The sequence below is a fragment of the Geofilum rhodophaeum genome, assembly GCF_002210225.1.
Lineage (GTDB): Bacteria > Bacteroidota > Bacteroidia > Bacteroidales > Marinilabiliaceae > Geofilum > Geofilum rhodophaeum.
In genome coordinates, this window is the sequence record NZ_MWUJ01000003.1 from 248,025 (window position 1) to 266,485 (window position 18,461).

Below are 18,461 nucleotides of genomic sequence, written 5' to 3' on the forward strand. Positions count from 1 at the left end.
TTTTAACTATACAAACCAAAGCGGCAAGCATAAAATATTGTTAATAATACACAAATTAAGAATACTTAAAACTTGTAAAAATAAAAGGCTGCCCAAAGGCAGCCTTTTCAACAGTCTTTCTGGTACAGCCCAGCGGCCTAATTCACCGGATATTTATCGGTATAGGTCTTAGATTTCATAAGAAAATCGACATACTGTGCCCGCTTATAGGCATAAGGATCGTCCTTGAGACTCGTCCGCGAAAGCTTTCCGCGAAACTCGTCCACCGACTTATAGCCTTTTTGACTCATCCAACTGCTCAATTGCTCCAACATTGCAGCAAGTCCCTTAAAGCCCTGTTTGTAAATAGCACTAACGACCTGCACAGCATCGGCACCGGCCAGCAAAGCAGCAATCATATCCTTCCCTTCCAATATTCCTGTATTGGCACATAAAGAACCACTCACCTTCCCATGCAGCAATCCCATATACCGCAAAGAAAGACGGCTGTCGCCAGGTTGACTCAGATTATAAGGCATTTCAAGCTCCTCGGTATCCACATTAACATCGGGCTGAAAAAGTCGGTTAAAAAGTACAAACCCTGCAGCACCTGCGCCATCCAAACGAGAAATAAAGGAAAGCGGATTGGTATAGTAAGGACTGAGCTTCACGGCTACCGGTATATTTACCTTTTTCAAAACCCGCTTAAGCACTTCCACCTGCTCCGATTCAATAGCCGCGGGGTCCTGGTTGCCATCGCTCAGGGCAGCATAGAAATTCAACTCCAGGGCATCTACTCCTGTTTCGGCCAGATGCTGGGCATAGTCCTCCCAGCTCTCTTTATAAAGACAGTTGAGACTGGCAATAACCGGAATATCCAGGGCCTCCTTGAGTTCACGGAGAGCCAGAAGATGGGCTTTGGGTCCGGCATGTTCCACCTTTGGAAACAAATTAATCATCTCCGCATTGCGATCGTCGTAGGCATGCAAGTCATCGTCCAGTTCCGCCGCCTCCAGATTCAGCTGCTCCTCAAAAAGGGATTTAAAAACAATGGCTGAGGCACCGGCTTTCTGCAACTCCAAAGCCTTCTTAAGATCCAGCGTAAGATTAGAAGCACCGACCATCAGCGGATTTTTCAGCTTCAGGCCCAAATAAGAAATTGAAAGGTCCATATACAAAATTTTAAAGGTTGCTGCGATAAGAAAATACTCTATTAAATTACAAATAACTTACTGAAAGAAAAAGCCTGAACCCAAAAAAGGGCACCTTACGGTGCCCTTTTAACTTATTTACATGTTCTCAAGCTATTCTTCCAGCTTATAATCCAGCACGGACAAACGCTTGTAGGAGCTGTAACGCCACTTGGCATTTTTCTCAGCCGCCACAAACAACTCCTTGGCCGCCTCGGGGAAAGCCTTCAACAACGAAGTGTAACGCACCTCGCCTTTGAGGAAATCCTGGAATTTATCCCATTGCGGCTCCTTGGAATCGAGCACAAAGGGGTTCTTGCCTTCTGCTTCCAACATGGGGTTGTAGCGCCAAAGCGACCAGTAACCACACTCTACGGCACGCTTGGTCTCATCCTGGGCATTGCCCATACCGCGTAATAAGCCGTGACTGATACAGGGTGAGTAGGCGATGATCAGAGAAGGACCGGGATAGGCTTCAGCCTCTTTCAGGGCCTTGAAGTATTGGGCTTGATTGGCACCCATCCCTACCTGGGCCACATAAACGTAACCGTAGGTTGTGGCCATCAGTCCCAAATCCTTTTTACGGATCTGTTTGCCGGCAGCGGCAAACTTAGCCACAGCCCCAACGGGGGTCGACTTGGAGGCCTGACCTCCGGTATTGGAATAAACTTCGGTGTCCATCACAAGAATGTTGATGTCCTTTCCGCTGGCAATTACGTGGTCCAAACCACCGTAACCGATGTCGTAGGCCCATCCGTCGCCACCAAAGACCCAAACCGATTTCTTCACCAGATAGTCTTTGAGTGCCAAGATCTCAGCTGCCACAGCATGCTGCTCACTCTCCAGGGCCTTCAGAACGGCATTGGATACCTCACGGGTCTTGCTGCCGTCTTCCTTGGCTTCTAACCAGGCCTCAAATGCAGCCTTGGTAGCAGGAGCCACTTCAGCCAGGGCAGCCTTCATCTTCAGCTCAATGCGCTCACGCAACTTCTCTACACCGGTGGCCATACCCAAGCCATATTCGGCGTTGTCCTCAAACAAAGAGTTGCCCCAGGCGGGACCACAACCGTTGGCATTGGTGGTATAAGGTGTAGAGGGCGCAGAACCGCCATAAATGGAAGAACAACCTGTTGCGTTGGCAATCATCATGCGATCGCCAAACAATTGGGTAATCAACTTAATGTAAGGCGTCTCACCACAACCGGCACAAGCTCCGGAAAATTCAAATAAAGGCTTGGCAAACTGAGAAGCCTTCAGGTTCATAAATTTGTCCTGAACGGTATCCTTAATGGTCACCTTGTTGGCCATATAGTCCCAACGCTCCACTTCGCCCATTTGCGTATCGAGCGGCTTCATCACGAGCGACTTGGTTTTTGAGGGACAAACCTCAGCACAGTTGCCACAACCGGTACAGTCGAGTACACTTACCTGGATACGGAAGTGCAAACCATCAAAGCCTTTACCGTTGGGCTTGCGCGTAGTTGTTCCGTCCGGCGCCTTCTCCAACTCACTGTCGTCGAGCAGGAAGGGACGAATGGCGGCGTGGGGACAAACATAAGAACACTGGTTACACTGAATACAGTTCTCGTCAATCCACTCAGGAACGTTAACAGCGATGCCACGCTTTTCGTATGCAGCCGTTCCCTGGGGGAAGGTACCGTCTTCTCGACCAACAAAAGCGCTGACCGGCAAATCGTCACCCTTCTGCGCGTTGATGGGGAATACAATGTTCTTGATGAATTCAGGCACATCCTGACCATTGGCTTTTTCATCAGCCAACTTGGTCCATTCGGCAGGAATCTCAATTTTGGTTACATCTCCGCCGCGATCAATGGCTGCGTGGTTCATTTTCACCACAGCCTCACCTTTGCGACCAAAAGACTTAACGACAAACTTCTTCATCTGATCTACGGCCTCATCGTAAGGAATTACGCTGGCAATTTTAAAGAAGGCCGATTGCATAATGGTATTGGTACGGTTACCCAAACCAATTTCTTCTGCGATGGCGGTTGCGTTGATGATGTAGAAATTAATCTCGTTTTTCGCCAAATAGCGCTTCACATCATTGGGCAGGCGTTCCTTGGTCTCCTCAACATCCCAGTGACTGTTCAACAGAAAGGTGCCTCCTTTTTTGAGTCCCTTGAGCATGTCGTAACGACCCAAATAAGCCGGGACGTGACAGGCCACAAAATCAGGAGTGTTCACCAGGTAGGGCGAACGAATAGGGGTATCGCCAAAACGCAGGTGAGAAATGGTAATTCCGCCCGACTTCTTGGAGTCGTAGGAGAAATAAGCCTGGGCATACTTATCGGTATTGTCTCCGATAATCTTAATGGAGTTTTTATTGGCACCCACGGTACCGTCTGAACCCAAACCATAAAATTTTCCGGCAAAGGTACCCGCTGCACTCAAATCCACCTCTTCTTGCAAAGGCAGAGAAGTAAAGGTAACGTCGTCGACAATACCTACAGTAAACTGATTCTTGGGCTCATTCAATTTCAGGTTGTCAAAAACAGAAAGAATCTGAGCCGGTGTAGTATCCTTGCTCGATAAGCCATAACGGCCGCCTACAACCAAGGGGGCATTTTCTTTACCATAGAACAAATCACGCACATCCAGGTACAAAGGATCGCCATTGGCTCCAGGCTCCTTGGTACGGTCGAGCACAGCTACGCGCTTTACGCTCTTGGGGAAGGCTTCCATAAAATATTTGGCTGAGAAAGGACGGTACAAGTGCACCGAGATAAGTCCCACCTTCTCCCCTTTGCTGTTGAGGTAATCAATAGTCTCCTTGATGGCATCGGTCACCGAACCCATCGCCACAATAATGTTTTCAGCATCAGCAGCACCATAATAAGTAAAGGGACGGTATTTTCTTCCTGTAATGTCCGAAATCTTATCCATATAATCGGCAACGATATCGGGAATGGCATTGTAGAAACGGTTGGCCGCCTCACGGGATTGGAAATAAATATCGGGATTCTGGGCGGTTCCGCGGGTCACCGGACGCTCTGGATTCAAAGAATTGTCGCGGAATTTCTTGAGGGCCTCCTGATCGATCAATGCAGCCAGTGCATTCTGATCAATTTCTTCAATCTTCTGAATTTCGTGCGAAGTCCGGAAACCATCAAAGAAGTGCATGAAAGGAATGCGGGTTTTAATGGCGGCCAGGTGAGCAATTCCAGCCAAGTCCATTACCTCCTGAACACTTCCGGTTGCCAGCATAGCAAAGCCACTCTGCCGGGTCGACATAACGTCGCTGTGGTCACCAAAAATGGACAGCGCCTGAGCGGCCAGACTTCGTGCACTCACATGAAAAACGCCGGGCAACAATTCACCGGCAATCTTATACATATTGGGGATCATCAGCAACAATCCCTGTGAAGCAGTAAAGGTAGAGGTCAGGGCACCAGCCTGCAAGGCTCCGTGAACGGCACCGGCCGCACCGGCTTCCGATTGCATTTCCTCCAATTTGACCGTTTCTCCGAAAACGTTCTTTCTGCCACCTGCTGCCCACTCGTCCACATACTCGGCCATAGTGGAAGAAGGCGTAATGGGATAAATTGCAGCCACTTCACTGAACATGTAAGCGATGTGTGCGGCAGCATAGTTCCCATCACAAGTAATGAACTTCTTTGCTTTTGCCATTTGTCTATTCTCTTAACAGTTAAAAAATCATTTAATTATTCTCGTCTATCTTTTACAGGCCAGGCCTGATTAATCCAAAAAACCAAACAACCAAAGGGGCACTTCCCTGCCCCGACCAATTTCTTCCATATCGCAGGCATACCAAAGCTCCTGTCCTTTTGCAGCCTTTCCGGAAGCAAGGGCGGGCCTTCCGACATTAAAAGAAAGGCGGTCGTCTATTAAAAAATCTGCTTTGCGATTATAGGCCACCTGATGCCTTAAGCCCACTTGATTACAAAAAAACGTTTTATGCAACACCTCTGCCGAAACGTCTCCCCTTGCCACAGAGAAAGCCAGATTTGGATTCTCCAAATAAACTTCTGCAGGTTTTTTCAAGGGGTCGGCCTCCCCTTCGTAAAGCAAATGCACCAAACTGGCCTGCTTCAAATACTTCAAATAATTAATAATGGTAGCCCTGCTGGTCTCCACTTCATTGCTCAGACGACTCACATTGGGTTGAAAAGGAGCCGAAGAGGCGATAAGATACAACAGTCTCCTTAATTTTGGAAGGTATTTCAGCTCAATCTGTTGCAGATAACTGATGTCGATCTCCAAAATCAGATTGATGTTTTTAAGGAGGTTTTCCAGATAATTGCTCTTCTCCTGAAAAAAGGGATAGTAACCATGATGGAGATAGTCGTTAAAAAAAGCGAGGGGTTTGATCTTATCAACAATATCGGTGGCGATGGCAACATGATTATTCAACACCTCCTCCAGAGAAATGGGTTTAAAATTATTGCCCGTTACATGATTCAGATACTCCCTTAACGAAAAGCCCTCCAGATTGTAGATCCGCGCCCGACGTTCCAGTTCCGGATTATCCCTATCGGCCAACATCAGCGGTGAGCCACTAAATACAATACGTAAATCACTTAAATTATCGTAACACCAGATCAACTCTTCTTCCCAACCCGGGTACTTAAAAACCTGATCCAAAACCAAGGTCTGCCCGCCTGTTTTCTGAAACTCATCGGCAAAAGAAATCAGAGAACGGTTCGAGAAATAAAGATTGTTCAGGTTCACATACAAGCAGGCCTTATCGCTGCCGTAGGCGGTCTGAATATAATCCAGCAAAAAGGTGGTTTTGCCCACTCCCCGTGTGCCCACAACACCTATCAACCGGTCCTCCCAATTGATCAGGTCCATCAACCCACGATGTACGGGAACATTCAGATGCTCCAGCAGGTATTTATGCGTTTTAAAAAAGGCCTGCATCATAGCTTACAAATATCAACTTGTCTTACAAAGTTAATATTTACCAAGGCACTTTTGCTATATGGAGATAGCAACACAGCCCCCATAATGTTATTTATATCTGGTAAAAATAAGCAGACTTTCGCAAAAATGCCGGCCACCAACACTTTCGAAGCACAAGCTTTATAAATGTTACTTTTTAACGGCCACCCGCCTCAAAGACAGTTTGAAACAAGTCTAAATAAAAAAAGAGGTCCTGCCGGACCTCTTTTCTATTTCATCATCTTGTTTCTTCCTGGCAAAGAAACCGGGAAGACTGATAAACAAGATAAAAGTTAACCATTCATCGAAATAAGGAACTCTTCATTTGAGTTGGTCCTTAACATACGATCCTTTATAAATTCCATAGCCTCCACAGAATTCATATCGGCCAAATGATTGCGCAGAATCCAGATCCTGTTCATCAATTCCTTATCAAGCAGCAAGTCCTCGCGACGGGTGCTTGAAGCCATGATGTCCACAGAAGGATAAACCCGCTTATTGGCCAGCTTACGATCGAGCTGAAGCTCCATGTTACCGGTACCCTTAAATTCCTCAAAAATAACATCGTCCATCTTCGAGCCGGTATCGGTCAAGGCGGTCGCCAAAATGGTCAGCGATCCACCATTCTCAATGTTACGGGCGGCACCAAAGAAACGTTTGGGCTTGTGCAAGGCATTGGCATCCACACCACCCGACAAAACCTTACCCGAAGCGGGAGAAACCGTGTTGTAAGCACGAGCCAAACGGGTAATGGAGTCGAGCAGGATAACCACATCGTGCCCACATTCGACCATACGCTTGGCCTTTTCCAAAACAATATTGGCCACCTTCACGTGCCGCTCAGCCGGCTCATCAAAGGTTGAAGAAATGACTTCTGCATTTACACTTCTGGCCATATCGGTTACTTCCTCAGGCCGCTCATCAATGAGCAGAATAATCATATACACTTCAGGGTGATTGGAGGCAATGGCATTAGCTATATCCTTCAGCAATACCGTCTTACCAGTCTTTGGCTGAGCCACAATCAATCCACGTTGCCCCTTCCCTATGGGTGAAAACAAATCAACCACACGAGAAGAAAAATTGGCTTTGGGTCCGGCAGTAATGTTAAATTTTTGGTCGGGAAAGACAGGGGTCAGGTGATCAAAAGGAACGCGGTCACGCACAAAATCGGGCGTTCTGCCGTTAATCGACTCCACCTTAATCAGCGGAAAATACTTCTCCCCTTCCTTGGGTGGACGAATGGCACCCAAAACCATATCACCGGTCTTCAGGCCAAAAAGCTTTATCTGAGACTGCGAAACATAAATATCGTCGGGCGAATTCAGGTAATTGTAATCCGAAGAACGCAGGAAACCATAACCATCGGGCATAATTTCCAAAACACCCGAAGCAGAAATAATCCCCTCAAACTCAAAGGCCTTGTCTTCCTTACGCTGTTGCTTGTCCTGATGCCTCTGCTTGTTTTGATTTTGATTTTGATTTTGATTCTGGGGCTGCGGCTGGGAAGCGCCGCTATCCTTCTGGCCTTGTGCCTGCTCAGCTTTTGACTCGGCCTGTGGACGCTGTTCGTTTTTGTTCTGTGGCTGGCGCTCATCGCGATTTTTATTGCGACGATTGTCTTCAAAACGACGCGGTTTGCGCTGCTCGTCGGGCGTATTGGCAGGCGATTCAGTGGCGCCCTCAGCAGGAGACTGATTCCTGACCGGTCCGCCCTCCTGAGCTGCAGCCGACTTATCGTTGCCTTTCGCTGGTTCAGGGCGCTTATTCAGCTTGCGCTCATCGGCCACGACCTGCTCTTCTTTACTGCCGGCCTTTGCCTTCTCCGCAGAAGCATCTGCCCTGAACTTCTCTTTTGGCTTGTTCTCTTTATCCTTTTTCTCCTCAGAGGACTTGGGTGAAGGGGCAGCAGCTTCGTCTCTTGCACTGTTGTCCGCAGCAGTTTTGCTCTCTTGGCCCTTCTGCTCTACTTGTTTCTTTGGAGGTCGTCCTCTTCGGCTTCGCTTATCTGAGGGTGCAGCGTCGTCTGAACGCGGCTCCCTTTTGGTTTTCTCAGAAGCCTTTATGGCCTGGGCATCCAGGATTTGATAAATCAGCTCCTGTTTCTTAAATGATTCTACACGCTTAATTTCCAAATCTTTGGCAATAGCACGAAGATCCGGTAACAGCTTCTTGTTTAATTCAAGAATGTCGTACATAATATTGGTAATAAACTTTTGAATAGCAAATTATATTTGTGGGGGTCAGTATAGAATTAATACTGAAACTTGATAATTCCGGATAAGAACCGGGAAAGGCGTTTGAGAAAAGTCAGATAACGAAAACACAACCCTCTGACCTTGCAAACTTAAGCATTACATTTTAACGACCCAAAAAAATGTTATTTTTTTTTAGGCCCCAATCGATAAAACTGAATAACTTGCAGAAATTTTAACAAAAACAAGGAATGAAGGTAACAGCTCCGCCTTTTTTTGTTATACTTACAAAGCCTTTCCACCTATTCAGAACCTAGTAGCTGCTAAAGTTATGAGACAACTCAAAATAACCAAACAAGTAACCAACAGAGAGGCCCCTTCTCTGGATAAATATCTTCACGAAATTGGGAAAGTCCAACTGATTACTGCAGAGGAAGAAGTACAGCTTGCAAAAAAAATAAAACAGGGCGATCAGGCAGCACTTGAACGTCTGATTAAAGCCAATCTTCGCTTTGTAGTATCCGTAGCCAAGCAATATCAAAACCAAGGACTCAGTCTCCCCGACCTCATCAACGAAGGCAACCTGGGCTTGATCAAAGCTGCCCAACGCTTCGACGAAACCAGGGGCTTTAAATTCATTTCTTACGCCGTTTGGTGGATCCGACAGTCGATTCTGCAGGCTCTGGCTGAGCAGGCCCGCATTGTACGCCTGCCCTTAAATAAAATAGGAAGCATCAACAAGGTGAACAACACCTTTGCGCGCCTCGAACAGGAATTTCAACGTGAACCAACACCCTACGAAATAGCCGATATTCTAGACATTGCTCCCAAGGAGGTCAAAGAAGCACTAAAAGTATCTTCACGCCATGTATCGATGGATGCACCGCTGAAACAGGACGAAGAAAACACCCTCTACGATGTGCTTCTCTCCTCTGATGCCAGCAGTCCCGACTCCGAGTTACTGGACGATTCGCTGCGGCGTGAAATCGAGCGCTCCCTTTCGACCCTTTCGACCCGTGAAGCCGACATCGTAAAACTGTATTATGGCCTAAACGGAGAACCCCCCTACTCGCTCGAAGAAATCGGCAAACTCTTCAACCTTACCCGTGAACGGGTAAGGCAAATCAAAGAGAAAGCCATAAAACGACTCAAACACACTTACCGAAGCAAAATACTCAGGTCCTACCTGGGAGATTAGTACCAAAACAAACAGTCACAAAAAAATGCAACATCAAATAGCCCCCTCTTTATTGGCGGCAGATTTCGGCAATCTGGCCGGCGAAGTAGCTGTGATTAACCAAAGTGATGCCGACTGGCTGCACCTCGACATTATGGACGGGGTCTTTGTGCCCAACATCAGCTTTGGAATACCCGTTATTGAAGCGGTAAAGAAAACGGCTACAAAGCCCCTGGATGTACACTTAATGATGGTGCAACCCGAGCGCTATATTGAGGCCTTTAAAAAGGCTGGAGCCGATCTGCTGAATGTGCATTATGAGGCCAGTCCCCATTTACATCGAACCATCGAAAGCATCCACCAACACGGCATGAAAGCCGGCGTAACCCTCAACCCCCACACACCCGTGAGCGTATTGGAGGAGATCATTACGGAGGTCGACCTTGTGTTAATCATGTCGGTGAATCCGGGTTTCGGGGGACAAAAATTCATTCCCGGATCTTTGGGAAAGATTCAAAAACTGAAAGACCTCATCATGAAACGCAACAGCAAGGCCTGGATTGAAGTGGATGGTGGTGTGGACCAGAATAATGCCAGAGAACTGGTTCAGGCAGGAGCCGATATTCTGGTAGCAGGCAGTTATGTGTTTAAAGCACCCGACCCTCAGGAAGCCATCCGAAAAATAAAATACTTTTAAGTAGTTCCCGAAAAAACCTTACCTTTGTAATTCTTAATCACCATGGGGCTGACCTGGATTTGACAGCAAGGCTAAGTGGTAAGTAAGCATGCCGAGCAATGGGATACCGGCTCGTAAATCATGGATCTCAACTTTTTTAACTGGCGAATCTAATTACGCTCTCGCCGCCTAATCGAAGTACAGTAGATGGGCATTATCCTTGCTCCAGGAGCTTGGACGAGACACTTCCCGGGTGCCAATTCCTGAGGCGGCCCGAATCGGAGGTGTAGAAATATCGGGAATAGCCGGCGAGCGGCCTTTGCTCAAGGGCGAAATTTTAAGAGGCTAAGGAGTCGTCCGGGTGTCTGTTCCCAAACGACTCACGAAAATCAACAGCAGAATAAGCATGTAGAAAGCTTATGGCTTACTTGTTTGGACGAGGGTTCGATTCCCTCCAGCTCCACACTCAATAAAAAGCCAGACTAAATCACTACTGCTTGTAGTGATCTGGTCTGGCTTTCCGGTTCATTTCTGCAAGAATTAAGGCAGCGGAGCCCCAACGGCGATGTCGCAGCGATGCCAGGGCTGACCGTGTGGCGGATTTAAAGCCGGTTTTTCTCCGGTTTGGGGAGCCGAATTCTGGCTGGCCTGACCAGCATTAAGTCTTCTGGCATTTTCAATGGTTGGGGCCATCGAGCTGTAAGTCCTGGGGGCCTCGACCTGTGCCGGGGCAGGTGTGGCAGCTGGGGTCTCAGCGACTACGGGACCGTTCAGCGGACTCCCAACAGGAATTTCACAACGATGTCCAGGCTCCCCATGCGGCGGGTTCAAAACAATCTCTTCCCCCATTTCTTCCTCAACATCCGGCAGCTCCGTCTCCAGGGCTTGCGGTTCAGATTGCACCTCCTCCGCTACAGGAACGGTCTCTTTGTGTTGTTTACTGGATTTTGGCGCATCCGCACAGGCCCAAAATATGGAAGGGAACACTGCCCCAAAAGCAAGCATAACTAACCAAGACTTCTTTATCCTTTGCATAAGATCAAATTTCATTTATTATTATACCACTTACTTAACTGAACGCGACCTTTAAACTGCTTAACCTTTTTCCTTCCGGGCTTTGCGCACAGCTCTGAAATTCTGAATGAACGCAATCAGTGCCACAACAGAACTCAGCAGCATAAGCGCCACCCTGGCCACAGCGGGCGCATCGGCCCTATCCCATGCCGCCAGTAAAGGTTTAAACAAACCGATGGTTACCAGCAGGGTCAGCAAAACCGCCAGGTGCGCCTCCAGCTTCTTTTCCTTTTTGAGTCCGGGATTCAGGGCCAATAAAAGCACGCCTGCAAATACAGGAATCAGCGCCGTTAGCGAGGGGGTGTCCGAAACCCAATAGGCCCAGGCCCCCAAAACCATCAGAAGAACGGCGTTTACAAAACTTATCCAATACACTTTCATCGACACAGGTTTTTATGAAACAAGCTCCAAATGATAGAGAAACGTTCAATCACCTGCATTGTTCAAAGCTCAAAAGTGTCAGCGACTCAGTTTTAAAACCGCCCCTGCAATAAAATCCAAAGAAAGGATCTGGCTCTGTGCATTCAGTTTTATTGCCTCATGCGGCATGCCAAAAACTACGCAAGACTGCTCATCCTGTGCAATGGTGTGGGCGCCCGCATTTTTCATTTCCAGCAAACCTTTGGCCCCATCGGCTCCCATCCCAGTCATTATCACGCCAATGGCATTGGCTCCGGCATTTTGCGCCACCGAACGAAACAATACATCTACACTGGGGCGATGACGATTCACCAGTGGTCCATCGGTCACCTCTACAAAATATCTTGCGCCACTTCTCTTTAAAAGCGTGTGCCGGTTTCCCGGGGCAATCAAGACGCGCCCTCGCAAAACCGTATCTCCATCTTCGGCCTCTTTAACACTTACGGAGCAAATCTGATCCAGGCGCTCGGCAAAACTACGGGTAAAACCCTCGGGCATGTGCTGCACGACAACGGTTCCGGGACTGTCGGGAGGCAAGGCCTGCAAAAAAACGGCCAATGCTTCGGTTCCTCCGGTAGAAGCACCCAGGGCCAGTACCTTATCGGTTGTCTTCAACATGCTGTTGCCGGCCCCTTTAGCCGGGAGCACTGCATCTGCCGACAATTTTGGGGCTACAGCAAAGGGGACCGCCGGCCGCCCTCTAAGGGGGCGAAGGCGCGCCTGGGCAGCGGCCTTGATGGCATCACAAATCCGAATGCCTGCTTCTTCAAAAAAAGCCTTGGTATTGAGCTGGGGTTTGGTAATGATTTCCACGGCACCATAATCCAACGCCCGCATGGCGGTCTCGGTCCCCTCGGCCGTGAGACTGGAAATAATAACCACCGGAATAGGATGTTGCGTCATTATTCTTCTTAAAAAAGTCAGGCCATCCATTCTGGGCATTTCCACATCCAGGGTAATCACGTCCGGCACCTCTTCTTTAATTTTTCGCGCAGCGGCATAAGGATCCGAGGCAGTCCCCATCAATTCCAAATCTCCGTCTTGCTCCACAATCCCGGTAAGCGCCTGTCGCACCAGAGCCGAATCGTCAACAATCAAAACCCGTATTTTTTTCGCAGTCCTTTTCATAAACGTTTAAAAACAGTAGAACAGACTTGTTTTAAAGGCAAATCCATACCCAGCAGGGACTCGGAATGGCCATGGAAAAAATAACCTCCGGGCTTTAAGTGCCGGCACAACTTTTGCACCACCGCCTGCTGCACCTCCCTCGAGAAATAAATCAGCACATTTCTGCAAAAAACAACATCGTACAATTGCTTCACCGAATACCTGTCGTCCATAAAATTAAGTCGCTCAAAGCACATCTTTGCACGCAACTCGGGTACCACTCGAAAGGTTTGCCGCTCAGGATCACGACTGGCCATAAAATACCTTCTAATCATAAACTCAGGCACGGCCGAACGCACACGCTCTTCAGAATAAACGGCATTACGTGCCAAGGCCAATACAAAAGACGATAAATCGGTACCCAATATACGAAAATCAAACGCTCCATGTTTACGCAAGTATTCCTGAATAACCATCCCAAGGGTGTAGACCTCCTCTCCTGTAGAACAAGCCGCGCTCCATATTCGAAGCACCTTATCGCTGTTTGCTGCCCCATACTCAGGCAGCACCTTGTTCACCAAAAAATCAAAATGATCTGCTTCTCTAAAAAACTCGGTCTTATTGGTGCTGATGGCATCAAAAACATGTACAACCTCCGTTCGCATCCCCTCCGGCCCAAACAACAAATCGACATAGGACTCAAAATCTATTAAATCAAGGGCTTTCAAGCGACGCTTCAGCCGGGCCTGCACCATCACCTTCTTGTCCCCCGACATTTTTATGCCTGTTTCACGATTAATAAAGGTGCCCAGGCGATCAAAGAGCGCATCGCTCAATTCTGCCCGATAAAGCTTCCGCAGCCGGTCAAAATCCATAAACTCCTAATTTCAGGTACAATTCAGGGCCTTACTTTGCGGTAAGACCCTGAATAAAGACAGCAAAACAAGAACGCTCAGAACCTTTGGTAATCATCGTCCGAGGCCAGGTTTACATCCATTTTCAAATCCACACCGCCCGCAGGCTGCGCAACAGATTTCGAAGGCTGACTTTTACTAGGAGTCGGCGTTGAATTTTCGACAGCCCGCTTTGTTTTCTTAAAACGGCCGCCTCTTTGCTGACCTTCAATTCTAAAAAAGGCCACCACCTCCTTCATTTGCTCTGCCTGCCCCGAAAGCTCCTCAGAACTGCTGGCCATTTCCTCCGAAGCCGCGGCATTTTGTTGTATGACCTGGTTCAACTGCTGTATGGCACCATTGACCTGCTCAGCCCCGGCATTCTGCTCCATACTGGCTGCAGCAATCTCCTGCACCAATTGTGCCGTCCGCTCAATTTCAGGCACAATGGCTGTCAACTGCTGACTGGCCTCTTCAGAAACACTGACCCCGCTCTCAGACAGCTCATCAATTTCCTCCGCGGCGATTTGGCTTCGCTCCGCCAACTTACGCACCTCTTCAGCCACCACTGCAAACCCTTTTCCATGTTCACCGGCCCTGGCTGCCTCAACCGCCGCATTTAACGCCAACATATTGGTTTGATAGGCAATATCACCAATAATGGAAACCTTTTTGGCTATCTCACGCATCGATTTTACCGCCACCTCGGTGCTCGCTGCTCCGCGACGGATGCCCGAAACAGCTTGCAGAGCAATCTTCTCCGTTTCAAGGGCATTGTCGGTGTTCTGCTGAATATTTGCGGCCATTTCTTCCATAGAAGAAGAAACCTCCTCGGCCGATGATGCCTGCTCACTGGCTCCTTGTGACATTTGTTGTGAGGTGCTGCTCATTTGCTGACTGGCCGCAGCAATATTATCGGCCCCTCCCAGAATGTCGGTGACGATATTGCGCAGCTGATGCACCATCTGCTCCAGAGACCGGGACAAAGCACCAATTTCGTCCTTCCTTTGCAACAAGCCGTCCTCAACCCTGGCCACCAAATTACCTGAAGCCACCTCCGTAGCAAAACCAATACCCTTAAGGAGTCCCCCGGTAATGCCCCGGGTAATCAGAAGACTTAACAAAACTGCGCCCCCCATACCCATAAGCAAGACAAAAATCATCCCAAAATTACTGCGCCTCACCACTTGATCGCCGTGTGCAATTTCACTATGGGCTTCTGAGATATTCATGGCCACCAGTGCTTCAATTTCCTCCTTAACTTCTACCAAATATTTCTCTGCATCCACCAACTGCACCTGCTCCATCCTGGAAAAAATCACGTTGGCCTTTTGGGCTTGCTCTTTTAAAAGCCTCAAGGAAGCAAAAACCTCCTCAGCCGCTGGCTCCACCTGGTTCGAAAACACTTGCAGCGCAAGTGCTTCCTGCCCATTTTCGAGTAGGCGTGCCAGCTCCCTGGCACTTTCATGAAACCGGTCGTGTGGCTCCTTCAATTGCTGCACCCAGGCATTCACATTGCTGTTGTTGGTGGTAAAAGACGACAGCCATTTACCCAAAGAACAAGATGCAGCCCCCTGTCCTAAACCACTGCTGTTACCGGCCCGTAGGGCCTTCAACAAACTCAACTCCAAAGCATAATGCTCTTTCTCAAAGACCTCCATATTCTTCAGCATCAGGATCGGATTCTGCACATCCATTTCAATAAGTTGTTCCACATCGGCAGCAAAGCCCTCATTCAACTTTCGCCAGTTTCCCAAAGACAATAAAAAATCGTCGTACAGCAGAACTTCCTCTTCGGAATGACGCAAGTGCTCATAAGCTTCTAAGGCCGAAACATAAGCGGTTCTGGAAGCAACAATTTCTTCCAGCAGATGGGCCCGTTGGCTTGCATCAAGATTGGGATTGAGCAAAGAACGCATATTGATCATGAGAAAAGCAATATTGGCCTCCGCATCCATTAAATGCTGAACCCCGGGCAGGTTTTGACCCGACACCTGATGAAAAGAATTGGCCACATTACGCAAACTTAGCAAACCAACCAAACCAACAACCAGAGCAATAAAGGCTACAGTCATAAACCCAGCCATCATCTTTTGCCCAATTTTTAAATCTTTAAGTTTCATATCCTGACATTTTGATTATATACTACCTCAATTTTCGTCAACATCCTGTTCTTTAATCATCTGCTCGCGCACTTCGGTCAAGGTGGCCAAATCGAGTCCCTCGTCGCTGGAAAAAACAGCGTCCATATCCAGGACTATAAAAAAACGCTCCTTCACTCTGGCCATGTACTGGATGAACTTCGATTCATAAGTCCTCCCAATGCGAGGTGCCGGAAGTAAATCCTCATCTTCCAACTTTAAAACGGAATGAACCGCATCGACCAGAAGGCCCACCATCACACCTTCCCCCTCCAGCATGATCTCAACCACCAGAATGCTGGTCCCTTTGCCGGCTTCAACCGGTGTCATCCCAAACTTTACCCGTGTATCCACCACAGGCAGTACATTTCCTCTGAGATTGATAACCCCCTTCATGTAGTCGGGCGACTGAGGAACCGCTGTTATATTGGTCATCTCCAATATCTTTTGCACCCGACTCACATGAAGTGCAAAAATCTCCTCGCCCAATCGAAACGACAAATAGGAATTGATTGCAGCGCTGCTTTTGTCCTCCATAATTCTTAGTTTAATTAACACTCCTATTTTTACACCCTCACCCTTGCACCTGACGAATTAAAGCACTGGTATCCAACACCAGAGCAATGGACCCATCGCCCATTATAGTGGCCGCCGAAATCATTTTTTGTCCATGAAACAGCTTCCCCAGCGGCTTTAAAACCGCCTGAAATTTTCCCACAACCTGATCCACAACCAAGGCCACAACATGGCCCTCGTATCTGACCACCACAACCTGGCTCCGGGAGGGGACTTCTCCAACAACTCCGAACTCCTTCCGCAGAAAAACATAAGGAATTTGCCGTCCGCCCAGCTCCAAAACATCGATGAAATTATTTTCCAATCTCCGGCTTTCTGTTGCGTAAATTCGATCTACCAGCGATAAAGGAAGTACATAAAGGGTGGCGCCTATACGAACCAGCAGCCCGTCGATGATCGACAGTACCAGAGGCAGGGTTATAGTAAGACAAGAGCCCCTGCCTTTTTCTGACGCAAGCGCCACTTCTCCGCGAACGGCTGCAATGTTCCGCTTCACCACATCCATTCCCACGCCCCGGCCAGACACCTCAGTGACCGCGCCTGCTGTAGAAAAACCTGGGACAAAAAGCAACTGGAGTACTTCCTCACGTGTGAGCACCTCATTTTCGGAAATGAGGCCACGCTCCAAAGCCTTCCTCCTCACCTTTTGCTCATCCACGCCAGCCCCGTCGTCCTTCACTTTAATAACGACATTGGCCCCGGCATATCCAGCCTCCAGAGTTATTTTTCCCACCGGATCTTTTCCTGCCTTTAGCCTTTCGGCAGGGACTTCAATGCCATGATCGAGACTGTTTCGCAAAATATGTAAAAGCGGATCGGTCAAGCTGTCGATCATGGTCTTGTCGAGCTCGGTTTCGGCACCCTCCGCTACAAATTCAACGCGCTTGCCAAGCTGAGTTCCCAAGTCACGAACCAAGCGCTGAAAACGAGCCAACAAACTCGATAAGGGAATCAGACTCATACTAAAGGCACTGTCTCTCAGCTGTCCCGTCAGTTTTTGAACACGCTCGGTAACCATTTTCAGCTCTGGAATTTGATAGCGACCGGCAATCATATTGAGGCGCTCCTGGGTAATGACCAATTCACTCACCAGGTTCATGAGCCCATCAATTTTTTCTGAAGAAACCCTAACTGAAGAAGCAAGCGGTTTACCCAAATCAGGCTTAGCCGTCCCCGTACCTGCTTGCTCAGCAAAAACGGGCTGCCCGCTACCGGTCAGCCCCTTGCTGTCTTCCACAAAACTGTTTAAATCGGTCAGGGTCAATGCCGTTTTTTGATCACAGAGACTCTCCAACTTGCTTACAAAGCCCTTACTTTCAAGCAAATTGCTTTTACTTAAGCGCTGAATTTCGATGACCGACTCATTATCTACGAAAATAAAAACATCACGAATGGCCTCTTTTCCTGCATCGGTAGCCAAAAACAAATCCCAGAACAAATACGAAAAAGTCGGCTTCAAAGCCTCCAGTCCATCGGGCAAATCTATAGCCCGAGGTACCGCGTGAAGCGTCCCCAGCTGGGCCAGATCGTCCAACAAATACAAGAGATTGTTGCCATTTTCCAAGACCTGCTTTCCCGGATAAAAATGAATATACCAAGTGGCTGTTTCACCAGCTTCCCCGCCATCAGAGTCCGAAAGCCCCCTGTCCGAGTCCCCATGCTTTTGTCCTTCAGACTCCTCTTCAAACCAGGTCTTAACCAACTGTAACATGGCCGAACACCTCGACGCCATTTCGTTTGTAGCCAACTTTTCGTGATCAAGTAAATCACGCAACAAATCCACCGAATCGAGTGTAAGCGTCAGCAAAGAAGAAGTAACATTCAGTTTGCCTAAGCGAATCCTGTCGTAAACATTCTCCAAATCGTGTGCAAAAGAACTCAATTGCTCAAACCCAAACATGGCGCCTCCGCCTTTAAGCGTGTGCATAATGCGGAAGACCTTCTCAAGCAACTCCTTGTTTCGTGGCGATAAATCCAACTCCAACAAGGTTTTCTCCAACTCAGCAATATTGTCTAAGGCTTCTTCAACAAATTTGGCCTGAAAATTTTCCAAGGATACATCCATAAGTCCATCTATCTATTGGGCATTACAATTCCATTCGCGTTGCCA

Annotated in this window: 13 protein-coding genes and 1 other RNA gene; 3 read left to right on the plus strand and 11 right to left on the minus strand. The window is 48.1% G+C overall.

Annotation, left to right across the window (positions count from 1 at the left end; genetic code table 11):
- Nucleotides 1–137 precede the first annotated feature (137 nt).
- From B4W65_RS04950 to rho, 4 genes are all read right to left on the minus strand, one after another.
- Nucleotides 138–1,151: a dihydroorotate dehydrogenase-like protein gene (locus tag B4W65_RS04950; RefSeq protein ID WP_088654007.1), complete on the minus strand. Its 1,014-nt coding sequence runs from the start codon at nt 1,149–1,151 to the stop codon at nt 138–140.
- A 132-nt stretch (nt 1,152–1,283) separates the two neighbouring features.
- The gene (gene nifJ, locus B4W65_RS04955) at nt 1,284–4,817 is read right to left on the minus strand and encodes a pyruvate:ferredoxin (flavodoxin) oxidoreductase (RefSeq protein WP_088654008.1); all 3,534 of its coding nucleotides are present in this window, start codon (nt 4,815–4,817) and stop codon (nt 1,284–1,286) included.
- A 69-nt stretch (nt 4,818–4,886) separates the two neighbouring features.
- Nucleotides 4,887–6,074: an AAA family ATPase gene (locus B4W65_RS04960; RefSeq protein ID WP_240509481.1), complete on the minus strand. Its 1,188-nt coding sequence runs from the start codon at nt 6,072–6,074 to the stop codon at nt 4,887–4,889.
- 311 nt (nt 6,075–6,385) lie between these two features.
- Nucleotides 6,386–8,290, minus strand: coding sequence for a transcription termination factor Rho (rho, locus tag B4W65_RS04965; protein WP_088654009.1), 1,905 nt, complete (start codon nt 8,288–8,290; stop codon nt 6,386–6,388).
- A 328-nt stretch (nt 8,291–8,618) separates the two neighbouring features.
- Between rho and B4W65_RS04970 the strand changes: the two genes are divergently transcribed.
- The 3 genes from B4W65_RS04970 to ssrA all read left to right on the plus strand — a co-directional run bounded on the left by B4W65_RS04970 (nt 8,619) and on the right by ssrA (nt 10,606).
- Nucleotides 8,619–9,485, plus strand: a complete 867-nt coding sequence (locus tag B4W65_RS04970; RefSeq protein WP_088654010.1) for a sigma-70 family RNA polymerase sigma factor — start codon at nt 8,619–8,621, stop codon at nt 9,483–9,485.
- 25 nt (nt 9,486–9,510) lie between these two features.
- Entirely contained in the window at nt 9,511–10,161 is a 651-nt protein-coding gene (gene rpe, locus B4W65_RS04975) for a ribulose-phosphate 3-epimerase (protein WP_088654011.1), read from the plus strand.
- A gap of 44 nt (nt 10,162–10,205) precedes the next feature.
- Nucleotides 10,206–10,606: a transfer-messenger RNA gene (gene ssrA, locus B4W65_RS04980) on the plus strand.
- 74 nt (nt 10,607–10,680) lie between these two features.
- Here ssrA and B4W65_RS04985 read toward each other — a convergent pair.
- The 7 genes from B4W65_RS04985 to B4W65_RS05015 all read right to left on the minus strand — a co-directional run bounded on the left by B4W65_RS04985 (nt 10,681) and on the right by B4W65_RS05015 (nt 18,416).
- Nucleotides 10,681–11,175, minus strand: coding sequence for a hypothetical protein (locus B4W65_RS04985; protein WP_146697713.1), 495 nt, complete (start codon nt 11,173–11,175; stop codon nt 10,681–10,683).
- 60 nt (nt 11,176–11,235) lie between these two features.
- Nucleotides 11,236–11,595, minus strand: a complete 360-nt coding sequence (locus B4W65_RS04990) for a hypothetical protein (RefSeq protein ID WP_088654013.1) — start codon at nt 11,593–11,595, stop codon at nt 11,236–11,238.
- A 78-nt stretch (nt 11,596–11,673) separates the two neighbouring features.
- Nucleotides 11,674–12,762 (minus strand): protein-glutamate methylesterase/protein-glutamine glutaminase, encoded by a 1,089-nt coding sequence (locus B4W65_RS04995; RefSeq protein WP_088654014.1) that lies wholly within the window; start codon nt 12,760–12,762, stop codon nt 11,674–11,676.
- Complete coding sequence (locus B4W65_RS05000) at nt 12,759–13,616, minus strand: CheR family methyltransferase (RefSeq protein ID WP_088654015.1); 858 nt, start codon at nt 13,614–13,616, stop codon at nt 12,759–12,761. The genes B4W65_RS04995 and B4W65_RS05000 overlap by 4 nt, the downstream gene beginning before the upstream one ends.
- 77 nt (nt 13,617–13,693) lie before the next feature.
- The gene (locus B4W65_RS05005; RefSeq protein WP_088654016.1) at nt 13,694–15,757 is read right to left on the minus strand and encodes a HAMP domain-containing methyl-accepting chemotaxis protein; all 2,064 of its coding nucleotides are present in this window, start codon (nt 15,755–15,757) and stop codon (nt 13,694–13,696) included.
- A gap of 27 nt (nt 15,758–15,784) precedes the next feature.
- The gene (locus tag B4W65_RS05010; RefSeq protein ID WP_088654017.1) at nt 15,785–16,312 is read right to left on the minus strand and encodes a chemotaxis protein CheW; all 528 of its coding nucleotides are present in this window, start codon (nt 16,310–16,312) and stop codon (nt 15,785–15,787) included.
- Nucleotides 16,313–16,349: 37 nt separating this feature from the next.
- Nucleotides 16,350–18,416 (minus strand): chemotaxis protein CheA, encoded by a 2,067-nt coding sequence (locus B4W65_RS05015; protein ID WP_088654018.1) that lies wholly within the window; start codon nt 18,414–18,416, stop codon nt 16,350–16,352.
- Between the last annotated feature and the right edge of the window lie 45 nt (nt 18,417–18,461).

Excerpts from the sequence above, each read along its gene's own strand:
- B4W65_RS04960 (WP_240509481.1), bottom strand. The coding sequence starts at position 6,074 with ATGATGCAGGCCTTTTTTAAAACGCATAAATACCTGCTGGAGCATCTG.
- B4W65_RS04990 (WP_088654013.1), bottom strand. The coding sequence starts at position 11,595 with ATGAAAGTGTATTGGATAAGTTTTGTAAACGCCGTTCTTCTGATGGTT.
- nifJ (WP_088654008.1), bottom strand. The coding sequence starts at position 4,817 with ATGGCAAAAGCAAAGAAGTTCATTACTTGTGATGGGAACTATGCTGCC.
- B4W65_RS04985 (WP_146697713.1), bottom strand. The coding sequence starts at position 11,175 with ATGCAAAGGATAAAGAAGTCTTGGTTAGTTATGCTTGCTTTTGGGGCA.
- B4W65_RS05015 (WP_088654018.1), bottom strand. The coding sequence starts at position 18,416 with ATGGATGTATCCTTGGAAAATTTTCAGGCCAAATTTGTTGAAGAAGCC.
- B4W65_RS04970 (WP_088654010.1), top strand. The coding sequence starts at position 8,619 with ATGAGACAACTCAAAATAACCAAACAAGTAACCAACAGAGAGGCCCCT.
- B4W65_RS04950 (WP_088654007.1), bottom strand. The coding sequence starts at position 1,151 with ATGGACCTTTCAATTTCTTATTTGGGCCTGAAGCTGAAAAATCCGCTG.
- rpe (WP_088654011.1), top strand. The coding sequence starts at position 9,511 with ATGCAACATCAAATAGCCCCCTCTTTATTGGCGGCAGATTTCGGCAAT.
- B4W65_RS05010 (WP_088654017.1), bottom strand. The coding sequence starts at position 16,312 with ATGGAGGACAAAAGCAGCGCTGCAATCAATTCCTATTTGTCGTTTCGA.
- rho (WP_088654009.1), bottom strand. The coding sequence starts at position 8,290 with ATGTACGACATTCTTGAATTAAACAAGAAGCTGTTACCGGATCTTCGT.
- B4W65_RS05000 (WP_088654015.1), bottom strand. The coding sequence starts at position 13,616 with ATGGATTTTGACCGGCTGCGGAAGCTTTATCGGGCAGAATTGAGCGAT.
- B4W65_RS05005 (WP_088654016.1), bottom strand. The coding sequence starts at position 15,757 with ATGAAACTTAAAGATTTAAAAATTGGGCAAAAGATGATGGCTGGGTTT.
- B4W65_RS04995 (WP_088654014.1), bottom strand. The coding sequence starts at position 12,762 with ATGAAAAGGACTGCGAAAAAAATACGGGTTTTGATTGTTGACGATTCG.